This window comes from Streptomyces sp. DI166 (genome assembly GCF_900091315.1).
GTDB lineage: Bacteria > Actinomycetota > Actinomycetes > Streptomycetales > Streptomycetaceae > Streptomyces > Streptomyces fuscus.
Genome location: NZ_FLSP01000025.1, coordinates 1 through 25,198, shown reverse-complemented (window position 1 = coordinate 25,198; position 25,198 = coordinate 1). Strand labels below are relative to the sequence as shown.

Genomic DNA, 25,198 nt, shown 5'->3' with positions numbered 1-25,198 from the left:
AGGAGCGAGCGGCTGCGGTACCGCTTGCCCCGCCGCCCCTGGCCGCCGTATATGAGGTGCGCACGTTACGCACGGACGCCGAGCGGGAGGAAGCTGCCGCCCTCGTCGAGGACCGGCAGCATTGGCTCACCCTGCGTGGTCTGCCGGTACCGGCCCGAACCGACGTCCCGGCGCTCTTCCGCGACCCTCAGACGCGGCCGGCCGGCATGTTCGAGGACGGGAAGCTGCTGGCCTGCATGATCCCCGAGCGCGGACCCGCCCTGGGATGGGGCGAGGGGCCGTGCCTCTTCCTCCACTGCTTCCACACCCTGCCCGGCCAGTCCGACGACATCACCCGGCTGATCACCCTGTGGGCATCCGACTTCGCCGCCCGCCTCGACCTCCCCCTCGTACGGGCCGAAACACCGGCCCGTCATGCCCTCGACGCCCAGCCCACCGCCACGCTGCTGCGCCGGCTCACCGACATGGGCTGGGATGCACAGGGGGCCGGCACAGGACGAGAGGGTGACCGAGTCGCCCGCCTTCAACTCGCCGCCGAGCGCCGGTCCGGGCTGAGTGCGCTGATCGGCTGCCGCGTCGACGAGCCACAGGCAGCCTCGGACGATCGGGGCAGCGCGTGAGGACCGCCGGACCACAGCGGCCTGACCTTGCCCGCGAGCTGCTCGCCCGCGCGGCAGAGGCGGCCACCCGCAGGGCCCAACGAGCGCGCAACCAGCTCGACGCCGTCCAACTCGGCCAGGGCCGACACTCCGACCACGCCAACACCAACGTGCTGCGCCGCATCCTGGCCGAGCACGACTGGCCCGGCCACCGCCTCGTCGGCCCTGCCGCCGCCCGCGCCGCCTGGAGCATCGCTCTTCACAGCGACGACGCACCCGACTTCCAGCGCGCCGCCACCACCCTGCTGGAGCGGGCGGTGCGGGCCGGCGATGCGCTCGTCCAGCACTGGGCGCACCTGCACGACCGCGCCCTGGTCAATAGCGGGCGCGTCCAGATGTACGGCACCCAGTTCCTCCTCCGCGCTGACGGCGTCGTGCTGTACCCAGTGCATGCGCCGCAGTTGCTGGACGAGCGAAGGGCCAGCGTGGGGCTGCCCCCCATCGCCGTCGCCCTGGAAGCGGTGCGCCGCCGGTACGCCCCGGATCACCGCGCCGAGGACGCCCTGGCCGTCGCGCTCCGGCAGGTCGCATGAACGCAGCCGCTGCCCCTCCGCCGACTGGACGCTCGTCCACAACCTCGCCTTCCGAAAGGACTGTTCTCCCCGTGAAGCTCACCACCGCCGTCCTCACCGTCGGCGCCGCCCTCTCCCTCACCACCGCCGCGGTCGGAGTCGCCCAGCTGAAGCAGAACGCGCGGCACCAGAGCGAGCGGAACGACGCTGTCCTCACGCGCAACCAGCTCGACTGGCTGGCGCAGCTGTCCACCAACCCCGACCTCGCCAAGCTCTGGGCGCCCGAGGACATGGACGTCAAGGAGTACATGCAGCTGGTGAAAGCCAACCAGCTCATCTGCATCCTCAGCCTGCGCGACCGCCTCGGCTTCGTCCGTCACAGCCACCTGCCGTTCTACGCCGCGAAGCTGATGGAAAGCGAGGTCTGCCGGCGCTACTGGGACCGCTTCGGCGACCTCCGCACCCAGGAGGCCGAAGGTGATGAGCGCGCCGAGCACTTCACCAAGGTGCTCGACCAGGCCGCAAAGCACCGCGCGCAATCGCAGCCCGCAGCGGCCTGACGGCACCGCACACCCACCCCAGACACCGCGGGTCAGGCGACTTCGCCGGCCACCGCCGTCTGGCACCGATCTCCGGGACCCGACCGGGTCTCGGTATTCCGCACCATCCACCACTCCTAGGAGGCAAGCGTGACCGCCATCCAGACCGAAAGGCCGACCGCTCCCGTGCAGGCGGACCTCGTGAAGTCCGACGACGACCCCTTCAGGCTCGACATCACCTTCATCGAGGGCACGCCGGCGACCGAGACGGCCCTGATGTGCAGCACGGGCGACACCTGCGGCAGCTCCTGCCCCAGCGCCTGCACCACCTCGTAAGCCAGGCCGCCCCGGCGGTGCGGGCCGGACGGGGCTCTGCCCCTCCGGCCCGCACCGCCCGCCACGCCAGAAGAAAGGAGAGCGTCGATGACACGGCGACGGCCCAACCTGTACGAGGGCACCGGGCAGGCCCTGCTGCGCGCCGCGGTTCACGCGAGCGAGCCCGCCATGCCGCCCTGGCCGGCGTCCACGCAACCCGTGGAACAGTGGCGCGCGTGGCTGAGCAAGGTGTGGTCCGACACTGCCTTTCGCCGAACCGTTTCGGAGGCAAGCCCTCACCTGGCCGAGCAGGTGCAGGCCATCCTTAACGGCCGCACACCGAAGGTGCGACGGATGCGCCGGGCAGCCCTGGCCACCGCCCGCTACGCGATCCGCTACGCCCGCCGCTCCACCCCCTATGGCCGCTTCGCCGGTGTCGCACCGCTCAGTTTCGGCCCGGCCGCGTCCCTCCGCTTCGGTGAGGAGCATCAGGCCGTCACCCGCCCCGACCCGGTCGGGCTCGACGAGATGCTCCGTGCCTGGGAGAGCAACGCCGCGCACATGGCCGACACGGAGGTGTGCGTCAACACACTGATCTGGCAGCGCGGCCAGCACATCCACGTGCCGTCCGAGGGCGACGCCGAATTCCGCCTCGCTCTCAATCCCGCCCTGCGTCTCGTGCTCGACCTCGCCCACTCTCCGGTCCCGTACCGGCAGTTGGTCGACAAGCTGGCCGCGGAGTTCCCCACCGTGGGCGAGAGAGCATGCCAACGGCTCCTGGGCGAACTGCTGCGGGTGCGGCTGCTGCGCTCCTCACTGCGCGCACCCGCCACCGTCGCCGACCCCACGGTCGTCTTACCGCCTGCGGCGCGCACCACGGCAGCCGGCCTGCGGACAGCGTGCGACCTGCGGCTGAACGCCGAAGTGCGGCTGCCGAATCAGGTGCTGGCCGAAGCGGGGACCGCGGCGACCGTCCTGGCTCGCCTGGCCACCCATCCGAACGGGACACCGACCTGGAGCCGGTGGATCGAGCAATTCACCGAGCGCTACGGCGAGAACACCAACGTTCCGGTGGAGATGGCCACGGACCCCGACCGGGGGGTGGGCTTCCCAGATGGATTCGTCACCGCGAGCGAACCACCCCGGCCGATGTCTCGGCGCGACCGCCTGCTGCTGGAACTGGCCGGCACCGCCGCCGCCGAGGGCAGCCGCACCGTCGCGGTGACCGGGGCGATGATCGAGGAACTGGAAGCGGCAGCTGGCGACAAGCCCCACGACATGGCGCCCCACCTCGAACTCGCCGCCCAAGTCCACGCCGTCTCTCTTCCAGCCCTTGACCGGGGCGACTTCCGGCTGCGCGTTGTGACCGTCTCCCGCTCAGCCGGTTCCATGACCGGTCGGTTCTGGCACCTGTTCCCCGGCACCGAGGCGACGTACACCCACCTGCCCACCGTCGATCCGGAGGCAGAACTGGCGCAGCTCTCCTTCCACGCCGGGCGGATCCCGGCCGACCTGCTCACCCGCGCGCCGCAGGCCCTGCCCCGGATCGTCAGCGTCGGCGAATTCCGCCATCCCGCCCCGTACGTCCTCTTCCCCCGCGACCTGTCGGTCACCGTCACCGACGGCCGCCCCCAGCTGGTGGAGTCCGCGACGGGCAGGCGACTTGAGCTGCTGGCCCCCACCGCCATCAACTTCCTGTGGAACAACTACACCCCGCCCATGGCCCGCTTCCTCGGCGAGATCAGCCGGGCCGCCACCCCGCAGGTGACCTGGTTCGACTGGGGCGCCGCCTGGACCCTGCCCTTCACCCCGGCCCTCACCTACCGACGCACCATCCTCACGGCCGCCCGGTGGAAGATCCGCAGCCGGACACTGCCTGACCGCACCGCACCGCTTCAGCAGTGGGCGGACCAACTCCAAGCCTGGCGTGCCCGCTTCCGGGTGCCGGGGCAGGTCCTGCTCGCCGAGGACGACCAGCAGCTGCCTCTTGACCTCACCCGCGACGTCGACCTGGACCTGCTGCGCGCGCACCTGGACGCCACCCCCTTCGGCATCGCCACGCTGCACGAGGCGCCCCCGCCGGACGCCGACGGGTGGATCGGCGGCCGGGCCCACAGCATCGTTCTGCCCCTGGCCAGGGCCTCATGACCACGGCGACCGCTCCGCGTACGCAGGACCTGTCCGAGGGCGCCCTGGGGATGGCCCTGCTCGACATCGAGCGCCACGACCTGTCCACCGCCCGCCGCCACCTCGCCCAGGCCACCGCCCGGGGGGTGAGCACAGGCAGCAACGCATCCCTCTTCCACGGTGCACCCGCCCTGGAGTTCGTCCTTGCCCGCGCCCACGCGGCCAGCGACGACGTCCGCGCGGCCGTCGACCACGTCGTGGATGCCCGGCTCGCCGCCGCTCACCACCGTCAAGCGGCCGGCGCGCTGCCCCACCTCGCCGAATGGGACCTCATCCGCGGCCTGACCGGGCTCGCCGCCCTATTGCTGGACCGCCGCCCGACCGCGCCCCGCCTGCCCGACGTACTCACCTGCCTGGTCGCGCTCGCACACCCCGGCCGCAGTGACGGCCGAATGCTTCCCGGGTGGTGGTCGCCGGTCGGCCCGGACGGGAAGGAGATGACCGGCGGGCACGGCAACAACGGCATGGCCCACGGCATCGCGGGACCTCTGGCCGTGCTCGCCCTCGCCCTGCGCGCCGGCGTCAGCGTCCCCGGCCAGGAGGAAGCCGTCGGCACGTTCACGACCTGGCTCGACCGGCACGGCGCCCACTACTGGGTCACCGCAGCACATTTGGACGCCTCTCAGCCGTCCGCAGCGGAACCGGGCCGACCTTCCTGGTGCTACGGCCAGCCCGGCATCGCCCGCGCCCAGCAGCTCGCCGCGCTCGCCCTCGGCGACACCGCTCGGCGCCAAGCAGCCGAGGACACCGTCGAGACCCTCCTGACCGATCCGCTGCAGCTGGCCCGCATCACCGACTCGACCCTCTGCCACGGCTGGGCTGGCCTGCTGACTCTCACCCGCGCAGTCGCCGCCGACAGCCCCGCACCCGCACGCTTCACCCCGATCACCGCGGACCTGCACCAACGGCTGGCCGCCGACTGGGAACGCCTGCCCAAACCCGGATTCATGGAAGGCCGCGCCGGAGCCCAACTCGCCCTGAAGGGCACCGACACCACCGGCTGGACCCGCGTCCTCCTGCTCACCTGACCCTCCCCCGCCACCTCGCAAGGAGATTCCTGCCAATGACCCTCGACGACGAGAACCTGCCGATCCCACCGGACACGTCCTGGTGGCACGCCTCCGTAGCCTTCCCCGACCCGCACACGGACGCAGCCCACGCCCTGGCGACCGCACTGACCGGGCGCCGTTTCCACTTCCTGCGCAAGGACGCCGGCGTGCGCCTGCGCATCGAACAGCCCGCCGCCGACCTGCTCGACCAACTCGTCGCCGAGCAGCACATCATCGGCTGGACGAGCGGGATCTACGAGCCGGAGACGCACGCCTTCGGCGGCCCCGAGGGCATGCAGGTCGCGCACGACGTGTTCTGCGCCGACAGCCCGGCCGCGCTCGCGGAGACCGGCAACCCCGGTGCCCGCGAGAGAAGCGTGATGCTGCTGTCCTCCATGATCCGCGAGGCCGGGTTGGACCCGTTCGAAGCCGGAGACGTCTACGCCCGGTGGGCCGCCCTGCGGCCCACCATCTCCCCGCCCCAGGGACCCGCGCTGGAAAAAGCCGTCTCCGCGATGCGGCGGCTGATGAACGCGGACGCCGCCCGACGCCCCGACGCGGAGGCGGGCTGGGACGAACGTGTCACCGCGTTCGAGGACGCCGGCCGCCGCCTGCGCCGGCTCGCCGCCGACGGCCGATTGATACGCGGAATCCGGGGCGTCATCGCCCACCACGCGATCTTCGCGTTCAACCGTGCGGGCGTGCCTGCCGACATGCAGGCCGCCACCGCATGGCTCGGCCGTCACGTCGCCTTCTCCACCGGAGAAGGAGCTGACGTGTCTACCCGCAAGTCCGCCCCGGCGGACCCTAACCTCCCTCGGATGGAAACTACCGTGACACCCGTAACCGACCCCCACGAGCTGCGCGAAGCCCTCACCCAGCGACTCGTCGACAGCGGTCACCTGCGCAGCAAGGCGGCCATCGACGCCTTCCGCACCACCGACCGGCACGCCTTCCTGCCCGGCATCGACCTGGACGCCGCGTACAAGGAGGACGCGGTGCCGATCAAGCACGACGAGCACGGGGAGATGATCTCCTGCATCTCCGCGCCGTCCATCGTCGCCACCCAGCTCGAACAGCTCGACGCCCAGCCCGGTCACAAGGTCCTGGAAGCCGGAGCCGCCACCGGCTACAACGCCGCCCTCCTCGGCAAGATCGTCTCCCCCGGCGGACAGGTATGGACCCTCGACGTCGACCAAGACCTCGTCGCCGGCGCGAGCAAGAACCTCGCCCAGGGCGGCGTCGACAACGCCACCGCGGTGATGGCCGACGGCGCGGCCGGTCTGACTGAGCACGCCCCCTACGACCGGATCATCTTCACCGTCGGCGCCGGCGACGTCCCCGTGAAGATCCTCGACCAGCTCGCCCCCGACGGACGCCTGGTGTTGCCGATGCGCATCCGCGGCAGCATCTCCCGCTCCTTCGCCTTCGAACGCGACGGAGACACGTGGAAGACCGTCTCCTGCGAGATGGCTACCTTCATCCCCCTGCGCAAGGGCGTCTGCGACGACGTCTACACCCTCGTGCCGATGGCCGGCGAGGGCAACGTCCGCCTGGAGACGTTCAGCGAGCAGGACGTCGACCGCTACGCACTCCGCTGCGTCCTCGACCAGCAGCAGACCAAGATCTACACCGGGGTGAAGTTCCGACAGGGCTCGCCGTGGGAGTGGCTCTACCTGTACCTGGCCTGCGTGCTGCCCAACGGTCTGTCCCGCCTGCCGGGCCAGCGCCCGGGATTCACCCCGCACTTCGGGTGGGGCTCCATGGCCGCCCTCGACGGTGGATCGCTGGCGTACCTGACCATCCGCGAGGGCGAAGACGACAAGGGCCGCTACTGGGAGGTCGGCGTAATCGGCCACGGCGATGCCGGCGCCGAACTCGCCGAGCGCGTCGTGAACGAGATCCGTGCCTGGGACGCCAGCGGCGGCAACGACGCCCCTGAGCCGGCCTTCCGGATGGCCGTCGCCGATAAGCGTGAGCGGCTGACTGCGGACGATCCACGCTTCATCGTCGACAAGCCCTACAGCCGACTCGTCGTCGACTGGGCGCGCAAGGGCTGAGCCGGTGATCCCCGCGATAGCCAGCCGCATCCCCCTGGTCCGCCGCACCAAGGCGCCCGCGCTCCCGTTGCAGGAGCGCATCAACCACCTCACCGGGCTGACCGTCGCGCCCGCGGGCGCGGGCCACCACGACCTGGTGGCCCGCGCCTGCGGGGTCCTCAACTACGCCGCACTTATCGCCTCCGACGTCGGCCTACCCGACCTGGCCGCCGACCTGTGCTGGCGCCAGCACCAGGTCTTCGCCGACGCCGGGCGCCTGAGCGGATCGATCGCGGTCATGTCGCTGATGCCGCTGGTCAACCTCTCCCGGCTGCTGACCCGCGACGGCCAGGGCGAAGCCGCCTACGACCTGCTGGTCCGCCTCAACCACGCCGCGCGGCAGCGAGAGAAAACCGAGATCGACGGCCGCACCATCGACTTGTCCGCCCTGACCGGTACGGAAAAGGACCATCGCACGGTGTGCCAGGAGCTGTACGTCACCCTGCTCGTGGACGGCGCCCGCGCACTCGCCCGCATAGGCCGGTGGACCGAAGCAGCCGAAGCCATGGCCCAGCACCACGGCATCGGCAACCGGCTCCTCGACGGCCGCCAGATCAAAATCATGGCCCTGATGGAACAGGGCCTCGACCAGCAAGCCCGCGACCTGATCGACACCACCCAGCCAACGGAGCCCTGGGAGAGAGCCATTGCCCTCCTCCTGCACGCCCACTGCCGTCCCACGAACACACCCGTCGCCGAAGCCGACCTCGACCGCACCCTGCACGAAGCCACCCTGATCCTTGCCCGCTCCGAACCGTCGACCGCCGCCTTCCAGACCCGGACGGGCCTGTCTGCCCTGGAACTGGATTCCTCCGGGCGGCACGCAGCCCCGATGCTCGACGCCCTCGTCGAGGTCGCCCGGCTCGACGCCTACGCGGCACGCGACGTACTGCACCATCCCGTCGCCGCATCCGCCCTGAGCGCCGACTCGACAGACGCTCTCAGCGCGGTGATCGCGGCTGCGGGACTGGGCGCCGGCGTCCTGCATGCCCACCACCGCGAGGCGCTGACGGGCGCGGTCGTCCACGCCGAGACAGAGCTGGAAGGGCTGCTGCGGACCGCGCCCGCTCTGAGCCAGGCGGGGCGCCGACCGGGATGACCTGCCGTAGCGTCCTCGCCGCTCGGCGGTGTCGGCGTTTCGGCCATTTCCGGCCCGGAGCTGCTCCCTGCCAGACCAGGGATCACGGGCTCGCTAGGTCTCCTCACGCAGGAAAGAGCGGGCTTCCCAGCCCGACCGAATGACGTGTGTTCGATATCGCTGCCATGTCGTTAGACCTCATGACTCTGCCGCAGCGACCGTCCTAGGGGGAACGATGACCTCGGCCATCACACAGGATCAGCCGCCACAACCATCGGAAAGCACCTCGCAGGACGACTCACCGCAGGGGGCCGGTGTTCGAGAGGAGGAATACCTCTATCGCGACGAATCACGGCTCCAGGCAGGATCGTTGCTGACCTCCCGCACCATGGCTCGGCGTCTGCCCTCGCTCGTACGGCGCTCGGTGCAGATGGCCTGGCGGGTGGACCGCGGCGCAACCATCGGACTGCTGGTGTGCCAGATCGGGACGGGCGTCCTCGCGGCCCTCGGCCTCCTGGCCGTCACGGGCACGATCACCGCACTGATCTCCTCGGGCGACATCACCAAGCGGCTGTGGGACGCCGCTCCGCAACTGACCGTCATCGCCGCCGCCACCGGCCTGCGCACGCTGCTGGGCATCACCGTCGTCTGGCTGACCGGGCGTCTGCGCCCGGTGCTCGGCCGGGCAGCGGAGCTGACGATGGTCGAGGCCGCGCTCGGAGCGGAACTGGCCGCCAACAACAAGCCCGGCTACAACGACGCCTACGACATCGCCGACCGCGGCGCCCAGGTCACCCCCGACCTCGTGGAAGAAGCACAGGACGTCCTCGCGGCGACCGCGACGCTCGCGGCCGGCGCAGCCGTCCTGACCGTCCTGCACCCGCTGCTCCTTCCTCTCCTCTTCCTCGCGTGCCTGCCGCAGGCCGCCGCCTACGTCCGGTCCGCCCGCGTGATCTACCTCGCCAGCCTGGAGACCTCCGGGCGGCGCCGGATGCTGGGCAAACTGCGCTGGCACATGGCCTACATGGAGTCCAGCGAGGAGATGCGAGCCTGCCTGGCCGGCCCCTTCCTGATCGGCCGGTATCGGAAGCTGGCCGCCTCGGTCAACGCGGCCGAACGCAAGGCCGCCAACACCGGCGCCTGGATGGGACTGGCCGGAGCCATCGCGGGCGGGATCGCCTCGACCGCCGTGTGGGCAGCACTGCTGTGGCTCCTGGCCTCCGGCCGCATGAGCCTGGCGGCCGGCGGCGGCGCCGTCTTCGCTCTTCAGACGGCCACCGGCTCGGTGCGCGGCATCATCAACGGCGGGGCCCGCCTGGTGCGCACCGGCTGGTACGTGCAGGACTGGCAGAACTTCCTCGACAACGCCCACGGCCAGGCGATGACCGACTCCCGCGGCACCGCGGCCCTGACCGCAGCCCCGGAGCGCTTCGAGGTCCGCGACGTCACCTACCGCTACGACGGCGCGCCGAAGGACAGCCTGAGCGGCGTCTCCCTCCACGTGCGCCGCGGCGAGATCGTGGCGCTGGTCGGAGAGAATGGCTCCGGCAAGACGACCCTCTCCCGCCTCCTGTGCGGACTGCTGCTGCCCACCGAGGGTGACGTCGCCTGGGATCACGCTTCCACGGCGGACCTGGACCCATGGAGGTCGTGGGAGCACGTCGCTCTGGTGCCGCAGAAGTTCACGTATCTGCCGCTGACGATGCGCGACAACATCACCTTCGGACAGGGCGACACCAGCGACGCGGCGCTGCTCGCCGCGTGCGAGGCTTCAGGCGCCGCGGAGATGCTGCCCAACCTCCGCTCCGGCCTGAACACCCTCCTGACCAGCGAGTGGTTCGGCGGTCAGCAGCTATCCGGCGGACAGTGGCAGCGCCTCGTCCTCACCCGCGCATTCCACCGGCAGGCGGCGCTGTTGGTGATGGACGAACCCACGGCCGCCCTCGACGCACGGGCGGAGCACCGAATCTTCTCCGGGCTGCGCGAACTGGCCAAGGACCGCGCCATTCTGCTGATCACGCACCGGCTCACCAATGTGGCCGTCGCCGACCGGATCGTGGTCCTGGACGAGGGACGGATCGTCCAGGAGGGCACCTACGACCAGCTCACCCAGGAGCCGGGGCTCTTCCAGTCCTTGTGGGAGCTGCAGCGCCGGATGAGCGGCGGCACACCCTGATCACCACTCCCCGGCCGCGCCGCATACACGTCCGCCCACCGTTCTGAAAGGCAGAGTCTCGTGACCTCTCCCCTCTCACCTTCGGATCACGGTGCACCGCGTGCCACCCTGTCCGCAGCGCAGTACGCCGCGTCCCGGCACGCAGTGTGGCTCGGCGCCGCCGCGATCGTCACCGACCAAGTCGGCCGCGTCCTGCTGGTGCACCCCACCTACCGCAAGGACGGCCGGTGGCTGCTACCCGGAGGAGTCGTCGAACCCGGCGAACACCCGCACGTCGCCTGCCGACGCGAGATCACCGAGGAACTGGGCCTGCCGGACCTGCCCCTGTCGGGCGTGCTCGCCGTCCACTCCCTCTCGCCGCACCATCCCGACATCAGGCCCGGCATGCCCTGTCCCGGAGAGATCCGATACGTCTTCGACGGCGGATCCCTCACCCCCGACCAGGTGGAGGCGATCCGCCTGCCTCGCGAGGAGCTGTCCGAGTTCGCCTTCTTCGAGACCCGGGACGCGGTGCAACGGCTGCGCCCCGTCGACGGGCAGATCATGCTCGCCGCCTACCGTGCCCGGCTCGGGAACACCGCCACCGCCCACCTCGCCGACGGCCGGCACATCCTCGACGTCCCGGCGCTGGATCGCCATGACGTCCACGTCCGCTACCGGCCCCTGTGGGACAGCCCCCTCAACCGTGCGCCTGTCCCCGAGCGGCTCCCCGTGCAGCAAGCCTGGGCGTGGTGCTTCGTCCCCGACGGCCGGGTCGTCCTCGTGGCCGACCCCGGCCCCCGGGGCGCGCTGCCAATGCTGCCCGGCGGAACCGTGGAGAAGACCGACACGACGCCCGAGGACACCCTCCACCGCGAAGCCGCCGAGGAAGCTCAGCTGACTCTGACCGACCCGGTGCGACTGGGATGGGTGCTGGACGAGACCGGCGAGGTCTACGGCGGAGTGGGGCCCAACGCCCGGCTCCGCCTGGCCGCCCAGGTCACCGCCATCGGGCCAGCGGCCGTCGACCCTGCCACCGGCCGCCCCTTCGCCCGCCTGCTCGTCTCCCCCGTCCAGGCAGCCGCCCTTCTGGGATGGGGGCCGCCAGGGGAGCGGCAAGCCCGACTCGCCGCTGAAACCGCCCGGGAGCGCTGGGCCCTGCCCACCGCTGGCCGCACCAGGATCGAGGAAGTCCCTGTGGAGGGGATGCGGCTGAGCTGACGCGAAGGACCACCCCGCCTCGACTCGTTCCGCTCTGCGCTCTCTGAGGTACACCCATGCCGCTGTCGCACGACCACATCCGCACCACCGTCGAGACCTACCTCGCTCGTCACCCTCACGAGCGGCCGCAACTCGGCGGCCTCCTGGAAGCCCTCGAGCTGCCCACCAGCATCGCCAGTCGCTTTACCTTTTCCGGGCACGTTACCTGCGGCGCCATCGTCGTCGACCAGCTCGGCCGCGTCCTGCACGTGCTTCACCTGGCAAGCGGGAAGGTACTCCCTCCAGGCGGACACGCCGAGCCCGAAGACGAGTCCCTGGCAGGGACAGCCCTTCGGGAGCTGCACGAGGAGACCGGGATCTCACCCCAGGCCGTGGCACCGTGGCCCGGATACGAGACCGTGCCGTTCGACATCGACATCCACGACATCGACGTCCGCCCGGACAAAGGCGAACCCGGGCACCAGCACTTCGACCTGCGTTTCCTCTTCCGCCTGCACACGGCGACGGAGGTGCCGGTTGTGCTGCAGGAAGAAGAAGTCGGTGGCATCGAGTGGAGGCCCATGGACAAGGTGACCTCCCCCTCCCTGCGCGAGAAGCTGCTCAAGCTCACGCCCGGCGTCGAACCGGAGACCGCCAATGCCTCGGCCCTGATCTACAACGACCGAGGCGAGTACCTGCTCCACCTGCGCGACTACTTCCCCGGCCAGATCTGGGAGCCGGGCATGTGGTCACTGCTGGGCGGCGGCCGAGAGCCCCAGGACGCCACCCTGGAACACACCGTGCGGCGCGAGCTGGACGAGGAAGCTGGCCTCCACATCGCCGACCTGACCCCGTTCGGCATCGAGGAAGCAACCAACGACGCCGGCGCGACCGTGCCCATCGCCATCTACGCCGGCCGCTGGAACGGCGATCCCCGCGAACTCCACCTGACGGAAGGGGTGATGCTGGCCTGGTTCGGCCCCGACGACCTCCACCGCCTACGCATCGCACCCACCACCAGGGACCTCGTACGACGCCACGCCGCCAGCCGTACGGCCAGTGCTTCCTGCACTGCGTCGCAGAGCGGGGCCGCACCGAACGATGAGCGCCGACCAACCTCCCCGCACGGGACGGTCCTCAACGTCATCGGCGTGCACCTCTACCTGGAGCGTCCCGACGGAACGGTGCTGCTCGGGCTGCGCCACCCCGACTCCGCGTTCGCGCCCTCCACCTGGCACGTCCTGGCCGGTCACTGCGAGCAGGAGAGCGCGATCACGTGCCTGATCAGGGAGGCCAGAGAGGAGGCCGGTCTGCAGATCGAGCCGCAGGACGTCGAACTCGTCCACGTCGTCCACCACATTGACAATGCCGGGGACCAGCCCCGCATGGGCCTGTTCTTCCGCGCCCGGACCTGGACCGGCGAGCCCGAACTGCGCGAGCCGGACAAGTGCACCCAGTGGACATTCTGGGACCCGGCGGCACTCCCCGAAGACCTCGTCCCCTACACGCGGGTGGTCATCGAGGGCATCCGAGCCGGCCGCCTCTACTCCGAAGCGGGATGGGCATGAGCACGGCCACGCCCGAAAACTCTGCCGCGCAGCGACCCCGGTTCGTCTTCCACGGGCCACAGACCGCAACCGACCAGCCACATCAGCGATCGGAGGCACGCGTGCCTGACGACACCCAACAGGCGATCTCAGCCGTCCCTAGTCCGGCGACAGGAGATGAACGGCAAGAGCATCACATGCACCTGCTCCCGCAGTACTACCGTCAAGTGGAGGCAGGCCGTAAGACGGTCGAAGTGAGGGTAGCCACCCCGCAAAAGCTCGCTGTCGCAGTCGGCGACACGGTCGTCTTCCACGACCGGGACACCGGCAGGGAACTCGACGTCATCGTGCAGCGGATCACCCGATACCCCTCCTTCGAGGATCTGCTGGGCACGGAGGACATCACGCGCATCGACCCGGACGGGCCTCCCGGAGCACTCCTCGCCAACCTCCAGAGCATCTACCCGGCGGCCAAGGAAGCGCTCAGCGTCCTCGCCCTCGAATTCGACCATCGCCCTGCGCGTCCGGGCCGCCCGATGCCGATGACGCCCACGCAGTACGCACAGACCGTTCCCCACCACACGGTGTACGGGTGCCTGTACATCCGTGACGAGCTCGACCGGCCTGTCCAGCTGCGCTCGGTCTACGGCTCGCGCCTCTGGCAGTTCCCGGGTGGCAACCTGGACGCCCAGGGAGAGGACCCGCTCCAGACCGCCCGGCGCGAAGCGGTCGAAGAGACCGGCCTCGAACTCGGCCTGAATACACCGAGGTTGCTCCTGACCCACTTCCTGCACGCCGGGCCCCGCCTGCCGCTGAACAAGGTGGGTCTCATCTTCGACGGAGGACAGCTGACCGCAGACGAGCTCGGCCGGATCCGACTCGATCCCGCCGAACACGACATGTGGGCCGCCCACGACCTCGCCACCTGGCAGGAGCTGATGGCGCCGCGGGCCTTCGCCCGTCTCGACGCCATCGAACGAGCCCGTCGCGGCGAGGGCCCCTCCTACCTCATCACGCACACCTGAACTCGGAGCGCGCCCACCAGGAGGCATCTTGCCTGTCGAAGACATCAATACCCAAGCCTGGAAGGTCTACGGCCAGCGCCAACTGGCCCGCGCCTACACGCCGCCCATCCCCGACCGGATGTCCTGGACGCCCTGGGAGGGGGTCGGACCGGGAGCTGAAATCCTGGGGGACATCACCGGCCGCCGCGTCGTGGACGTCGGCTCCGGAGCCGGCCACCACGCCGTCCATCTCGTACAGGCTCACGGCGCCCGAGTCACCGGAATCGAGCTGTCTCCGACCCAGCACGAACGCGCCGTCTCCACCCACACGAACGTTCAAGACGTGGAGTTCGTCCAAGGAGATGCGACCGAGTACCTGGCCAGGGCCGAGCCGTTCGACGCCGCGTACGCGATCGGGACACTGGGGTTCATCGACCCGCACCGTTCGCTGCCGGCACTGCGCGACGGACTGCGTCCCGGCGCACCCCTTATTCTCTCGCTCCTGCACACCGACCTGCACGGCAGCGGTCCGTCCACGGAGGTGGCTCCGCGCGAGCAGATGATCCTGCTGCGCGACGATCCACCCCTGCCGACGCAGATGTGGGTCCTGGCACCGCAACTGTGGGAGGACCTGCTCACCGAGTACGGCTTCCGCGTCGAGGCCATCGACCTGCTGCCTCACCCCGACGAGAGCGCCCCGGTCATCCAGCAGCTCATCCGAGCCCGGCGCCTGCCCGACCGGCCGGCACGGATCTCCAGCCGCCCCCGCAGCGCCAAAGCGCCCACGGCACACGCAGCCGTCGGCGTCGGAGCGATCCTCCTGAGCGAGCAGGGCGTCCTGCTGGGCCGTCACCATCGCGGCACCCTCGAACTGCCGGGAGGGACCGTGGAGGCCGGTGAGTCCTTCGAAGCCGCGGTGATCCGTGAACTCGCTGAGGAGACCGGCCTGATCGCGCGCGTCGGGGACGTCAGGCTTCTGGGTACGCTCGTCGACCACGTCGAAGGGGTCCTACGGGTCACCGTCGGCGCACTCGTCCACGCATGGCAGGGACAGCCAGCCACACAGCTGGACGAGAGCGTCGGCGACTGGACGTGGCACCCCCTCGATCAGCTCCCCGACGGCCTGTTCGTGTGCAGCGCCCAGATCCTCACCGCATGGCGGCCCGACCTGGCCATCGATCACCCGCCCGCGCACTTCACTCAATTCGCCCCCGGCACACCCACCACGCCGGTCGACACGCTGGCATGACAGCCAGCACAGACTCGAGCCTGTGGCGCCACCTCGACCTTCGCCCCGAAGGAGACGTAGTTGAAGATCGTGCTGATCTCCGACCCCCATGTGGCCGCCATCCCTGTCCAAGACTGCGGCGAGGGACTCATCGACACCCGGGCAACCGGTCTGTTCCTCGTCGATGAACGCAAGCGGGACAAGGACGGCCACTACGCGCAGCTACGGCGCGGCCTCGTCGACCGGCTGCAACACGCCTAGCAGCTTCTCCCGACGGGACTTCGCCTCCTCATCGTCGAGGGCTACCGGTCCCCCGCGCTCCAGCGCGTGGCCGTGACCGGATGGGGATCAGTCGTACAGGCGTCCCAGCAGAGCACCCTGTCCGGACTGGAGGATGTGGGCGGCCTCCAGCGGGATCCAGAAGCACTCGAAGTGGGTGGGCACCTGCTCGCCGTCGTGATCCTCCTGGCTCATCCACCGCTCCGGGGTGGGCTCGGTCAGCTCCAGGTGGAAGACGTGGCGGCGCTGGAGCTCGAACCGGTACGGGCTGATGTCGTACTCGGTCTCGCCGAGCTTGCGCACGAGCTTGAAGTCCTTCAGGCCGGTCTCCTCGCGGGCCTCGCGCAGGGCCGCGTCCTCCGGAGTCTCGCCGTCGCGAATGCTGCCGGCCGGGACCTGGATGCCAACCTCTTCGTAGCTGTAGTCGGTGTGCCGGAACACCAGCAGCTTTCCGGCGCGCACGACGTAGCACAGCACCTTGTCCTTAGTGACCTTCTCGGGCACGGGAACACCCCTCTTCATACGTCGGAACCGAACGCACGGTCGGCGCCCGAGAACATGACGCACAGCCGCGTACACCTCCCGGTGACGGGCAGCTGACGCCGGGCAAACGGCCCTGAGTCTAGGCCGTGCGACCGGATGTTCCGACAGCCCGAAAATAGTCGAACTGGCTTGCGGATCAGGAAGGTGAGGAGAGGCTGGACAGCCTCCGGGTGGTCAGCACTGCCCCTCCGCTACGACACCATCAGCGGTATTGCTGAGCCGGAACCAGACCTGTTTCCCGCGTAAGAGTGGCTGGGCCTCTAGCTCGTCGGCAGGCGAGTACTCTTCCTCGACAGCCGCGTACAGGTGCTCGCTGTGTCCCCACCGCTCGAACTCCGGCCGCCCCATGAGGATCTCGACCGCGCCCGGTGTACAAATTACGCGAAGCCGGAGACCGGGTCTGGCCGCGCGTCGCGTACCAGGGCGTTGATGGCGGCGAGCGGTTCCTCGAGGTAGATGGCGATGGTCACGGTGCTCGGGCCTGGCCACACAGGGTTCATGGTGACGGTAGCGGGCGTCGCGTGCAGCGCCGCCTCCCTGACGGACTGCACCGCGCGATCCACCTGAACCGCTCAGCAGCGAGGCGGTCCCACTGCCCCGTGAGATGTTCAATGGCCCGCGGGATCGCCGCTGGATCCCGAACACGGTCCGAACTGCACTCTCGTCCCCCTGACCGCAGGCATCGGGAGCTGAGTTATCCGGCCGCCTCGCCGAGAAGCGACGTCAGGTCTTCGGCCATGGCCAGCAGGGTCCGGTCCGCGTGCGCCGGTCCCACGAGCTGCACGCCGATCGGGAGACCGTCCGCGTTCCGACCGACGGGTACGACGAGGCTGGGCAGGCCGACGTGGCTGGTGAGGTTGGCCCAGCCGGTCTGGTCGAAGAAGCTACGCTCGACGCCGTCAACCGTGAGACAGCGGCTGCCGGCCGGGATCGCCGCGGTGGGCGCGGCGGGGGTGATGAGGACGTCGTGCTGGGCGTCGGCGAAGAACCGGTGCCACGTCTCCCGAAGCCGGAGGCGCTCCTCGTTGGCGCGGAGCCAGGAGCGGTGTGTCTGCGTGCGGTGGCGGAGGAAGGCGGCCCGGGGGCTCGCGTCGTCCTCGCGCAGGTCTCGCGCCGCCGCGAGTTCGGCCGCGCCGGCTTCATCGTCGGTGGTGGCCGTCGCGGTGGCGTGGAGAAGCTGCTCGAACAGTTGCAGAGAGTCGGCGAAGCGGACCGGTCCCGCGGTGCGGCGGACGTTCGCGCCGGCGGAGGCAAGTGCCTGCTCCACGGCGGCGAGAGCATCGGCGGTGTCACGGTCGACGGGGCAGCTCGCGTCCTCGGCCCACACCGCCACGCGGAGCTGATCGACTGGGCGCCGCGCCGTGGGCAGCTTGATGATCCAGGGACTGTTCTCGGCGGGCGACGGTGTCGTCAGCGCGTCGAGGAGCAGGTCGAGGTCGCGGGGGTGGCGGGCCAGGGGGCCTGGGGTGACCATGTCGCTGCTGGTGATCCATCCCGGCGGGCGCGGGATGTGGCCACGAGCCGGGACGAGTCTATGCGTGGGGCGCAGGCCGTAGACGCCGCAGTAGTGAGCGGGGAGCCGTAGAGAGCCGGCGAGGTCGCTGCCGAGGTCGGCGGGGGTCAGGTGTGCGGCGACGGCGGCGGCGGGGCCGCCGGAGGAGCCGCCGGTAGTGCGCTTGGGGTCGTGCGGGTTGAGCGTGGGGCCGAACAGGCTGTTGTCGGTGTGCAGGTCTTGGCAGTACGCCGGGGTGTTCGTCTTGCCCATGATGACGGCGCCTTGGTGGCGGAGCCGGGCGACGGCGACGGCGTCGCGTGCGGGGACGTGATCGGCGAGGTCTTCGGCGCCGCTGGTGGTGCGCAGGCCGGCCGTCTCGAAGCTGTCCTTAATGGTGAGGGGAAGGCCGTCGAGGATGCCGGTGCTCTCGTTGCGGGCGCGGCGTTCGTCGGCCGCATGCGCGGCGGCGTGGGCGGTGCTGTCGTCGCGGGTGACGACGGCGTTGATCTGGCTGGCGTCGATCTGCGCCAGGTGGAGGTCGAGCAGTTCGCGGCTGGAGATCTCGCGGCGATCCAGGGCCTGGAGCTGGACGTGGGCGGGCTGGTGGGTGAGGTCGGTCGTCATGCGGAGACCTGCTCAAGGTGGGGGGCTCGTGCGGGCTGGCGGGGCAGGTGGCGCGCGACGTCGAGGAGAGCGTCGATGTCGTCCATGGGCCTGCTGGTCTGGCGTTCGGAGTCGGCGAACTCGGCGAGCTGGTCGGTCTCCGGGCGGGCGCCGGCAGCCCGGGCGGCGATTCCGGCGAGGATCTGGTCGGCGGTGACGGCCGCGGACAGCTCTTCTCCGTGAAGCCCTCGGGCCCGGTGGCGGGCTTCGCTGGCCTCGCGGACTGCGGCATCAAGGTACTGACGGATCACGAACCGTCCGTCTCTGATCTCGACTGCTCGGCGGTAGAGCCGGATCGAGATGCTGCGGAAGCGGCGCCTCTGGGCCGGGTCGACTCGGTCGATCGGCAGTGCGATCTCGGGCGCCTCGCTGTAGAACGCCAGCCACAGGGGTCGTAGGCCGTAGTAGCTGCGGTATTGCTTGATCCGGTACTGGAGGCTCTGAGCCTGATCGTTGATTGTGGGCACTAGCCAGCCGATGAGCGTGAGCATGGCGCCGACATCGCCGCAGGTCCACGCGAAGCCCTCCCACTCTGCGAGCGACGCGTTGAAGGCGCCGGCGATCACGTTCCCGATGCGCACGGCGCTGTATCCGAGAGTGACGGTCGCGCCGAGGGCGACGATGCGCAAGCCGATACGGACGGACCCGCGGGTGCTGCGGCGGGCCAGGCGCCAGCAGGCACGGGCGAGGGACAGTTCACCGATGGTGTAGGCCGTAACGTACAGGGTGAGATACGCGGCGTACCAGCCATCATGCGCGTAGTACAGCGTGAAGTTGATCGGTCGCGGCGCGTTCGGTGTCAGCAGGGCGAACAGCACCAGCAGCCCGGCGATCACAGCGAAGCCTGCGGCTAGCCACTCCTGTGCCCTCCTGCGGGCAACTTCGGGGGGTGATCCCCAGTAGGTGAGGACGATCTGCTGGCAGGCGAGCAGCGCGACCACGCACCCCATCGCCAGGGGTACGGAGAGGTTCACCACGCCCAGGACATGGTCGAGGTACTGCCACATCAGTGTGATGGAGAACAGGAACGACAGCCCTGACAGCAGGAAGACGGCGGCCAGCGCGGTGAAGGCGGGGTCTCGGCGGCGGGTCGGCACGTCCCGCAGCAAGCAGAGGAAGCCGAGCGTGGCGATGACGAGGCTGATCGGGTGGAGCAGGTCCTTCACGGCCGGGCCTCCCGTCGGCGCAGCAGCGTGTGCGTGACCCGGTCCTGCACTTCGTCACCGGAGGACTCGTCGCTGCGCAGCCACCGGTCGATGATCCGGCGCTGGATCAACGAGGCGAGGAGCTCGGTGTCCCGCTCCTCGTCCTCGTCGTACTTGGTACGGCCCAACATCATCTCGACGGTGGCCGAGCCCACGCTGGTGAAGATCGTTGAGGAGAGCGCGGACGCCGGGCGGTTCTTGTGGTGGCCGAGCAGCAGGTGGCTGAACTCGTGGGCGATGATGTGGTCCTGGTGCAGGGAGCTGGTCCGCGGGTCGTAGTACACGTGGAAGGCACTCTCCGTGACGGCGCATGCCCCGCACACGGAGGGCGCCTGCTCACGGGCCTCCAGGACCACCTTCCGTCCCGTGCGGCGTGAGACCTCGTCGCTGAGGTCGCGGATATTGGTGACGTGCGGGAGCTGCAGCTCGGCCAAGAGGTCAGGCCGGCGCAGCCTACGTGCGGACCACATTGCTTTTCCTTGATCACTTACTGAACGCGGCCGTTTTACAAGCCAGTTGAGGGTGGCAACCCCTCGGATTTTCGTACGCTCTCGACGATCCCCAGGACGGCATCCTTTCCGTCTGCGGAAACGTCGGACAGGCGAAGGAGCACGTTTTTGATCTTCGCGTCGCGAAGTAGTGCAAGCAACTCAAGTTCCTGCACGGTCTTTTCGGCGACGGCGTCGTCGAACCAGTATGCGGGATCCACGCCGAAAAACCCTGCTAGCGCTTCGAGGTGACGCTTCGTCGGATTATCGCGCTGCCCGGTCCGCAGGAGCCAGAGGTACTGGGCCGACAGTTTGCCCAGCCCGCGCTTCTCCATGAGTTCGGCCACCTCGGCGTTGCTGAAGGGGCCACGGTCGGGCGGGTGCACTGTGTCGAACAGGCGGTTTAGGCGGTCCATGAGCCCCTTGGGGCTCACCTGACCTTCGGTCGATTCTTTCATGATCCTTTCCTGGGTGGACTTCGTCGTCACTTCAAGCACCCTACCCCGCGATAAACGTGAGTTGACGAGCTGATCCACTGTATGGAAAGTTCTACCCCGCCAGCACGTTTCCGTGCGACGCGTACCGCCTGTTTCAGGTCGGCCTGTCCGTTTCCACCGGCAGGAGTATGCCGGGTGACGTGGCATAAGCCACATTCAGCCAGCGACATAGGTCACGTCTGGCACGCAGGATTTTATCTTCGATCGGAAAGCGCGGAGGCGGCAGTGGAAACACCCCATCCGCCTCGCATTTCCACTGCAGGGAATAACAGACACCCGTTCCAATTCGGACACAGTGACACGCTCTCGGCATTCGAGGCAACCGCGGCAATGGTGCGCTTCGACGCGGCGGTGCGCCTCAGGTCGCGCCGTACGGACACTTGCGGCACACGATCATCCGATGACTCTCTGCAACCAGTACAGAGTTTAAGAACCAAGTCTGGATCTTGATACGGGTCCGTGCGTATGTTCGTCGTCCCGGGCAGCCCGCCCGCAGCGACGGACATGAGGAGAGCACGAGGACGGACCGGACCGCGAAGGTCCACAAACAGCGACGGCGCCCGGGAGCGGTAACTCACGGACGCCGAACGCTAAGCGGCATACCCGCCCCGGCAAGGGCGGAGATTGCCCACCATCACCACGCTGAGTCCTTCCAAGGGGCGCGTCAGCGTGGCAACACTGCAAAGGGGAGTATCGCATGCCTCCTGCCCTGCGCAAAAGGCCCTTTCGCCTGGCCTGCGCAGCAGCCATCTCCGCCTCGGCGCCTCAGCGCCCCGAGCCGGACCGCACCACTATGGCCCCGCCTAGCCGCTGGACCCGCCCGCTCGTCAAGAGCTGCCGATGAGCAGCGAAGCCCGCGACTGGGTGTGGGAGCACAGCTGCAGCCGGGGGACGGCGCGTCTGGTCCTGCTGTCCATCGCCGACCGGGTGGGCGACGAGCAGTGCGTCTCCTGGGCCTCGCTGTCGAGCCTGGCCAAGCGCACCCGCGCCTCCGTCTCCACGGTCCGCGAGGCCATCGACCGTCTGGTCGACGCCGGTGAGCTTGAGCAGCTTGACGACCTCACCGGCCCGCAGCGCAGCACCGTCTACCGCCTCCCCCTCGCCGCCAAGGCCCTGGCAGAGACCGTGGACGACGAGGATGGCGACCATGCGCCGCCGGCGGGGACTGAGGCCACCCCGGCGCTCCGCATCTCAACCCTGCGGCGCTTCAACATCCGCCCGCGTGAGGTGCCGGAATCCCCTGCGAGGGCCCGGAAACCGGCAGTACCGGAATCCGGCAGGTCCCGACGGAAACCGGCACCTCGACGTGCCGGAAACCGGCACAGCGATGTACCGGAATCCGGCACACAGAACCGTAGTGAACCTGATTTGAACCGGAGGTACAGCAGTGGTGGTGCTGCCGTCCTCTCGGCTGCCGAGTGGCAGGTCGACCCAGCCACCCACACCTGGGCCCGCCAGCAGGGACACCTCGACCGCCTTGGCGAGCAGGGCCTGCAGGCGGCCGACGCGAAGTGGCGTGCCCACCGGGCCGGCTTCAAGCCGAGGCCGGCGGCTGCCTGGGCTGCCGACTGGCGCTCCTGGGTCGCCCGGGAGCACCCCCCTGGCCGCCCGAACCTCTACGCCGTACCCGGCACGGGTCCCGGCCAACCCGGTGGTATGACGCGGGCAGAGGCCCACACCGCCGCCCTCCTCGCCGCCCTGAACGAGCCGACCGGAACGGAGCAGTAGCCGTGGACCGCCGCGAAATCGCCGCCCTGCTGGCCTACATCGGCCGACTCGACCCCCGCACCATCCGCACCGACCAGGGCGAGGCACGCGACCAGCTCGCCCAGTGGCACGAGCTGCTCGGCGACGTGCCGATGGCCACTCCGCACGGCTGGGACGCCCGCGTCGCGGCCCGCCAGCACATCAGGGTCTCGCCGTACCAGATCCTGCCCGCGGACGTGGCCCGCCCCTGGGACGGCTACCGGCGGGACCGCCTGGCCCGGCACTCCGATCCCACGCCGTCCGCCGACCCGGACGACCAGGCAGCCTGGACCGCCGAGCTGGTCGGCACCCGCCGCGCCGTCGCCGCCGGCACCGCGCAGCCCGCCCAGGCCAGAGCCATCACCAGCGGTCGCGACCGGATCGACCCGAGGCTGGAGGCGAGGCTGCGGCAGATCGGCTCCTGCATACCGCCCGCCGCCCGCGCCGCCCTCGCCCCCTACCGGCCCGCCCGCGCAGCCCGCGAGGCCGCCGTCGCGCAGGGGCTGCCCGACGCCCTGAGCGTCAAGTGCGAGTGGTGCCTGGCCCAGCCCGGCGAGCCGTGTCGTCGCCGCCGGATCGGTCCCGACGACGGGGTACGCACGACCGCCCCGCGCGCCACCCCGCACCCCGGCCGCGTCGACCTCGCCGCCGCCCAGCAGGCCCAGCAGAGCGAGCAGGTCCAGCAGCCCGCGCTGGCCTGACCGGCGCATCGGCGCGTGCCTCCCGGCGCACCGCCACCCCAACATCACCGTCCCGCCCCGGATGCGGCGCACGCCCGCGCGCCGTAGCCGGCACCCGACGCCGCGCCCAGCGCCCGCCCAGCCGGCCGACGCGGCAGCACATCGGAGACCACCCTTGCGTCACATCACCACCCACGACGCGCCGGCCACCGGCCTGCGCAGTATCGGAGACACCAGCTGGCACACCCAGGGAGCGTGCCACGGCATGGACGTCGAGGACGCTGACGCCGTCTTCTTCCCGCTCCCGCGGGACCACGAAGCCATAGCCGAGGCGAAGGAGCTGTGCGGCTGGTGCCCGGTACGCAGCGACTGCCTCAACTTCGCCCTGGAGAACGTTCTCAAGGAGGGCATCTGGGGTGGCCTCACCGAGGCCGAGCGGCGTCCCTGGCACGACGGACTGCACCAGCGCCTCGACTACCGACGCGTCACCTCCTTTTTCCTGGGACGCGACGTGCATCTGACCGAGGCCGAGCGGCAGGTCGTCATCGACCACGCCTACGTACGCGGCTGGCGGCCCGACCGGCTCGCCACCGCCCTGCAGATCAGCCACAAGCACGCCCGTGACCTGCTCCGGCAGGCGGCCAACAAGGTGTTCGACCGCGACCGCACCTACGGCGTGCCGCGGCCCAAGAAGAAGCGGAAGAAGACCGCCCCAGCAGCGAGCGGCCCCGCGCCCGCCGCAGCACCTGGCACACAGCAGCCGGCAGCCCGCCCGGCAGCGTCGACTCCGGCGCACGCCTCTCTCGGAAAGGCCGCATGACCCACCCCCTCCTGTCCCTCAGCGCCGCTCCGGGCCCCTCTCTCCTCCTCGCCGCCGTCGTGACCGCCGCCGTCGTGCTGGTGCTGACAGCCTGGACGATCCGGCGCCGGGGCACGCGCCCGCAGAAACGTCTCAGCGGTCCGGCGGTCAAGGTCGCTGCCCTTGCCGCCCTCGGCTGTACTTGCTACTCCGCGGACACGAGCTGGCGGTTTGCCGCCGACTACCTCGACATGGCCGGCGCCGCCGAGCGCGCCGGCATGTTCGCCGCGGCCGAGCTGGCGCTCTTCGCGACGGCGCTGATGGCACGCCAGAACCTGGCCACCGAGGGCGCCCCGGGCCTGCCGGGCACGCTGGTCTGGGTGATCACCACAGTGCAGGTGATCCCCGCCTATGCCGAGAGCGGTCCTATCGGCGGCACGGTAAGGGCCTTCGTCGGGCCGGTCATGGCGGCGATGCTGTGGCACCTCGCGATGGGGATCGAGCTGCGCCTGCGCACCCCGGGTGCCGCCTCCCACGGACTGATCGCCGTCCTGGGGCGGGAAGCACGCGAGCGGCTGCTGTCCCGCCTCGGGATCGCCGCACGTGACCGCGACGCGGCGCAGATCACCCGGGACCGGGCCACCGCCCGCGCAGTCGCCCTCGCCGCTCGCCTCGCCGAACGCACACCCGAGCAGCAACAGAGCCGGCGCGGTCGGCGGCTGACGCGGCGCCTGTCGAAGGCGGTGGGCAGGGCTTCGGTCGGGACCGACTCCCGCCAGCGCGCGCAGCTGCTCGACCAGCTCGCCGCGCGCCGGCACGCACTCGCGCTCGCCACGGTCCCGCTTCCCTCCCCCTGGTCCCCGGCGCACACCACCTCGACGGCAGCCACGGTCCCCTCACAGCCTGCCTCGAAAGCGCCGGTCCCTGTAGACGGTTCCGACGAGTCGGTCGGGGACTGGGGACCGAGCGCTCCGAGGGGACCGGTCCCCGAAATCGCGGACCCGAAGGAGCCAGCTAGCGCGGGGACCGAGGGCGAGACCGCGGGGATCAGGGTGGAGATCGAGGCCCCAGAAGCAGGTGCGGTCCCGGGGACCGGTCGTGCCAATCCGGAAGCCTTGCAGGGGGACCCGGGAGGCGCGGGGACCGACAGAACTTCGCGAGAATCGCCTGCTCAGGGCCCGGACCCGCATCGGGGACCGAAGGACACCGACACGGGGACCGAGCCCACCGG

General features: G+C 70.2%; 24 protein-coding genes. 18 read left to right on the top strand and 6 right to left on the bottom strand.

Annotated features, from left to right (window positions below; all coding sequences use genetic code 11):
• The first annotated feature begins 56 nt into the window (after window positions 1-56).
• The 14 genes from GA0115233_RS14775 to GA0115233_RS14710 all read left to right on the top strand — a co-directional run bounded on the left by GA0115233_RS14775 (window position 57) and on the right by GA0115233_RS14710 (window position 15,833).
• Window positions 57-620 carry a hypothetical protein gene (locus GA0115233_RS14775; protein ID WP_093720659.1) on the top strand — a complete coding sequence of 188 codons (564 nt, stop codon included), beginning with the start codon at window positions 57-59 and terminating at the stop codon, window positions 618-620.
• Entirely contained in the window at window positions 617-1,192 is a 576-nt protein-coding gene (locus tag GA0115233_RS14770) for a DUF6624 domain-containing protein (RefSeq protein ID WP_093720658.1), read from the top strand. Before GA0115233_RS14775 ends, GA0115233_RS14770 begins: the two co-directional genes overlap by 4 nt.
• 71 nt (window positions 1,193-1,263) lie before the next feature.
• Window positions 1,264-1,731: a DUF6082 family protein gene (locus GA0115233_RS14765; protein WP_093720657.1), complete on the top strand. Its 468-nt coding sequence runs from the start codon at window positions 1,264-1,266 to the stop codon at window positions 1,729-1,731.
• A gap of 129 nt (window positions 1,732-1,860) precedes the next feature.
• On the top strand, window positions 1,861-2,046 hold the full coding sequence (locus tag GA0115233_RS14760) for an FxLD family lanthipeptide (RefSeq protein ID WP_093720656.1): 186 nt from the start codon (window positions 1,861-1,863) through the stop codon (window positions 2,044-2,046).
• Window positions 2,047-2,133: 87 nt separating this feature from the next.
• Window positions 2,134-4,173 carry a lantibiotic dehydratase family protein gene (locus GA0115233_RS14755; RefSeq protein WP_255310191.1) on the top strand — a complete coding sequence of 680 codons (2,040 nt, stop codon included), beginning with the start codon at window positions 2,134-2,136 and terminating at the stop codon, window positions 4,171-4,173.
• Window positions 4,170-5,240: a lanthionine synthetase LanC family protein gene (locus tag GA0115233_RS14750; RefSeq protein WP_093720655.1), complete on the top strand. Its 1,071-nt coding sequence runs from the start codon at window positions 4,170-4,172 to the stop codon at window positions 5,238-5,240. Before GA0115233_RS14755 ends, GA0115233_RS14750 begins: the two co-directional genes overlap by 4 nt.
• A 35-nt stretch (window positions 5,241-5,275) precedes the next feature.
• Window positions 5,276-7,321, top strand: coding sequence for a methyltransferase, FxLD system (fxlM, locus tag GA0115233_RS14745; RefSeq protein WP_093720654.1), 2,046 nt, complete (start codon window positions 5,276-5,278; stop codon window positions 7,319-7,321).
• 4 nt (window positions 7,322-7,325) lie between these two features.
• Window positions 7,326-8,459: a hypothetical protein gene (locus GA0115233_RS14740; protein WP_176711781.1), complete on the top strand. Its 1,134-nt coding sequence runs from the start codon at window positions 7,326-7,328 to the stop codon at window positions 8,457-8,459.
• A gap of 214 nt (window positions 8,460-8,673) precedes the next feature.
• On the top strand, window positions 8,674-10,614 hold the full coding sequence (locus GA0115233_RS14735) for an ATP-binding cassette domain-containing protein (protein ID WP_093720653.1): 1,941 nt from the start codon (window positions 8,674-8,676) through the stop codon (window positions 10,612-10,614).
• A 60-nt stretch (window positions 10,615-10,674) separates the two neighbouring features.
• Complete coding sequence (locus tag GA0115233_RS14730; RefSeq protein ID WP_093720652.1) at window positions 10,675-11,814, top strand: NUDIX hydrolase; 1,140 nt, start codon at window positions 10,675-10,677, stop codon at window positions 11,812-11,814.
• A gap of 56 nt (window positions 11,815-11,870) precedes the next feature.
• Window positions 11,871-13,361 (top strand): NUDIX domain-containing protein, encoded by a 1,491-nt coding sequence (locus tag GA0115233_RS14725; RefSeq protein ID WP_093720651.1) that lies wholly within the window; start codon window positions 11,871-11,873, stop codon window positions 13,359-13,361.
• A gap of 233 nt (window positions 13,362-13,594) precedes the next feature.
• Complete coding sequence (locus tag GA0115233_RS14720; protein WP_255310190.1) at window positions 13,595-14,365, top strand: NUDIX domain-containing protein; 771 nt, start codon at window positions 13,595-13,597, stop codon at window positions 14,363-14,365.
• Window positions 14,366-14,393: 28 nt separating this feature from the next.
• Window positions 14,394-15,593 carry a bifunctional class I SAM-dependent methyltransferase/NUDIX hydrolase gene (locus GA0115233_RS42210; RefSeq protein WP_093720649.1) on the top strand — a complete coding sequence of 400 codons (1,200 nt, stop codon included), beginning with the start codon at window positions 14,394-14,396 and terminating at the stop codon, window positions 15,591-15,593.
• A gap of 60 nt (window positions 15,594-15,653) precedes the next feature.
• Window positions 15,654-15,833, top strand: a complete 180-nt coding sequence (locus tag GA0115233_RS14710) for a hypothetical protein (protein ID WP_176711780.1) — start codon at window positions 15,654-15,656, stop codon at window positions 15,831-15,833.
• 87 nt (window positions 15,834-15,920) lie between these two features.
• On the opposite strand, the gene GA0115233_RS14705 is transcribed toward GA0115233_RS14710, so the two are convergent.
• The 6 genes from GA0115233_RS14705 to GA0115233_RS14680 all read right to left on the bottom strand — a co-directional run bounded on the left by GA0115233_RS14705 (window position 15,921) and on the right by GA0115233_RS14680 (window position 20,733).
• A complete protein-coding gene (locus GA0115233_RS14705; RefSeq protein WP_093720648.1) occupies window positions 15,921-16,355 on the bottom strand; it encodes an NUDIX hydrolase in 435 nt (144 codons plus the stop codon).
• 416 nt (window positions 16,356-16,771) lie between these two features.
• Window positions 16,772-16,894, bottom strand: coding sequence for a hypothetical protein (locus GA0115233_RS41710; protein WP_255310189.1), 123 nt, complete (start codon window positions 16,892-16,894; stop codon window positions 16,772-16,774).
• A gap of 194 nt (window positions 16,895-17,088) precedes the next feature.
• Window positions 17,089-18,513: an amidase family protein gene (locus GA0115233_RS14695; protein ID WP_093720646.1), complete on the bottom strand. Its 1,425-nt coding sequence runs from the start codon at window positions 18,511-18,513 to the stop codon at window positions 17,089-17,091.
• The gene (locus GA0115233_RS14690) at window positions 18,510-19,718 is read right to left on the bottom strand and encodes an MAB_1171c family putative transporter (RefSeq protein ID WP_093720645.1); all 1,209 of its coding nucleotides are present in this window, start codon (window positions 19,716-19,718) and stop codon (window positions 18,510-18,512) included. Before GA0115233_RS14690 ends, GA0115233_RS14695 begins: the two co-directional genes overlap by 4 nt.
• Window positions 19,715-20,191 carry a hypothetical protein gene (locus tag GA0115233_RS14685; RefSeq protein WP_242705806.1) on the bottom strand — a complete coding sequence of 159 codons (477 nt, stop codon included), beginning with the start codon at window positions 20,189-20,191 and terminating at the stop codon, window positions 19,715-19,717. Before GA0115233_RS14685 ends, GA0115233_RS14690 begins: the two co-directional genes overlap by 4 nt.
• Window positions 20,192-20,262: 71 nt before the next feature.
• Window positions 20,263-20,733, bottom strand: coding sequence for an XRE family transcriptional regulator (locus GA0115233_RS14680; RefSeq protein ID WP_255310188.1), 471 nt, complete (start codon window positions 20,731-20,733; stop codon window positions 20,263-20,265).
• A gap of 849 nt (window positions 20,734-21,582) precedes the next feature.
• On the opposite strand from GA0115233_RS14680, the gene GA0115233_RS14675 reads away from it, so the two are divergent.
• The 4 genes from GA0115233_RS14675 to GA0115233_RS14660 form a co-directional block, all read left to right on the top strand.
• Window positions 21,583-22,470, top strand: coding sequence for a helix-turn-helix domain-containing protein (locus GA0115233_RS14675; RefSeq protein WP_093720644.1), 888 nt, complete (start codon window positions 21,583-21,585; stop codon window positions 22,468-22,470).
• Window positions 22,471-22,472: 2 nt separating this feature from the next.
• Window positions 22,473-23,189 carry a zinc finger domain-containing protein gene (locus GA0115233_RS14670; RefSeq protein WP_093720643.1) on the top strand — a complete coding sequence of 239 codons (717 nt, stop codon included), beginning with the start codon at window positions 22,473-22,475 and terminating at the stop codon, window positions 23,187-23,189.
• A gap of 154 nt (window positions 23,190-23,343) precedes the next feature.
• Entirely contained in the window at window positions 23,344-23,988 is a 645-nt protein-coding gene (locus tag GA0115233_RS14665; protein WP_093720642.1) for a WhiB family transcriptional regulator, read from the top strand.
• Window positions 23,985-25,198 (top strand): hypothetical protein (locus GA0115233_RS14660; protein WP_093720703.1); only part of this gene is annotated, 1,214 nt, incomplete at its 3' end. The genes GA0115233_RS14665 and GA0115233_RS14660, both read left to right, overlap by 4 nt.

Bases quoted from the DNA above. Each gene is read 5' to 3' on its own strand.
- GA0115233_RS14725 (WP_093720651.1), top strand. From the start codon at position 11,871: ATGCCGCTGTCGCACGACCACATCCGCACCACCGTCGAGACCTACCTC.
- GA0115233_RS14755 (WP_255310191.1), top strand. From the start codon at position 2,134: ATGACACGGCGACGGCCCAACCTGTACGAGGGCACCGGGCAGGCCCTG.
- fxlM (WP_093720654.1), top strand. From the start codon at position 5,276: ATGACCCTCGACGACGAGAACCTGCCGATCCCACCGGACACGTCCTGG.
- GA0115233_RS41710 (WP_255310189.1), bottom strand. From the start codon at position 16,894: ATGAACCCTGTGTGGCCAGGCCCGAGCACCGTGACCATCGCCATCTAC.
- GA0115233_RS14750 (WP_093720655.1), top strand. From the start codon at position 4,170: ATGACCACGGCGACCGCTCCGCGTACGCAGGACCTGTCCGAGGGCGCC.
- GA0115233_RS14735 (WP_093720653.1), top strand. From the start codon at position 8,674: ATGACCTCGGCCATCACACAGGATCAGCCGCCACAACCATCGGAAAGC.
- GA0115233_RS14675 (WP_093720644.1), top strand. From the start codon at position 21,583: ATGAGCAGCGAAGCCCGCGACTGGGTGTGGGAGCACAGCTGCAGCCGG.
- GA0115233_RS14695 (WP_093720646.1), bottom strand. From the start codon at position 18,513: ATGACGACCGACCTCACCCACCAGCCCGCCCACGTCCAGCTCCAGGCC.